Below are 1,237 nucleotides of genomic sequence, written 5' to 3' on the forward strand. Positions count from 1 at the left end.
TGATCAGCGACTGCTGCGCGGTGTACAGGTCCGTCTGCGCGGTCAGCACCGACAGGTAGCTGTCGACACCGTTCTTGTAACGCAGGTCCGACAGGTCGAAACGTCGCTGCTGCGCGTGCTCGTTGCGCTCCAGCGCCGCGATCTGCTGGTCGTACGTGCCGCGTGCGGCCAGCCCGTCCGCCACGTCGCGGAACGCCGACTGGATCGCCTTCTCGTAGTTCGCGATCTCGATGCGCTTCTGCACGTGTGCAAGATCGAGGTTCGCGATGTTCGCGCCGCCCTCGAAGATCGGCAGCGCGATGTTCGGCGCGAACGACCACGCCGCCGTGCCGGCCTTGAACAGACCGCCCAGCGTCGGGCTCGCCGTACCGAACGCGGCCGTCAGCGAGATCTTCGGGAAGAACGCCGCGCGTGCCGCACCGATGTTCGCGTTCGCCGCCAGCAGCGACTGCTCGGCCTGCATCACGTCGGGGCGACGCGTCAGCAGGTCGGACGGCAGGCCAGCCGGCACGTCCGTCAGCAGGTTCTGCGCGTCGAGCGGCATGCCCGCCGGCAGATCGTCCGGCAGCGGCTCGCCGATCAGCAGCACCAGGTAGTTCAGCGCCTGCGCACGCGCACGCGCCTGCGCCTGCTGGTTCGCCAGCGCCTGCTCGACCACCGTCTGCGCCTGACGCAGCTCGAGCTCGGAACCCGTGCCGTTGTCGAACTGCAGCTTCGTCAGGTCGTACGACGCCTGCGCCGTCTTCAGCGTGTCCTCCGTGACCTTCAGCAGATCGTCGGTCGACAGCAGCGTCAGGTATTGATCGGCCACCTGCGACACCAGCGAGATCTCCGACGCCTGCCGCGCATACGCGGTCGCCAGGTACTGCGCGAGCGCCTGGTCCTTCAGGCTCTGCACGCGGCCGAACAGGTCGAGTTCCCACGACGCCGACAGGCCGACGTTGTAGGTCGTCGTGATGTTCCGGCCCGGCGCCACCGACAGCGCATTCGGCAGGCGCTGACGGTTACCGGTACCCGTCGCATCGAGCGTCGGGAACAGGCCCGCGCGCGTGATCTGGTACTGCGCACGCGCCGCCTCGATGTTCAGCACCGACACGCGCAGGTCGCGGTTGTTTTTCAGCGCGATCTCGATCAGCCGCTGCAGGCGCGGATCGACGAAGAACTCGCGCCAGCCGATGGCGGTCGCGGCCTGGCCGTTCGCGCTGCGCGCGCCGGCCGCACCCGGCTGCGTCGCGTA

General features: G+C 68.6%; 1 protein-coding gene. It reads right to left on the reverse strand.

The genetic code is table 11. The annotated features are described in order from the left end of the window. Nucleotides 1–1,237: efflux transporter outer membrane subunit (locus G3N61_RS39130; RefSeq protein WP_205825126.1), on the reverse strand; the 1,237-nt coding region annotated here is incomplete at both ends.

This window comes from Burkholderia sp. Ac-20349, assembly GCF_017104865.1.
Lineage (GTDB): Bacteria > Pseudomonadota > Gammaproteobacteria > Burkholderiales > Burkholderiaceae > Burkholderia > Burkholderia aenigmatica.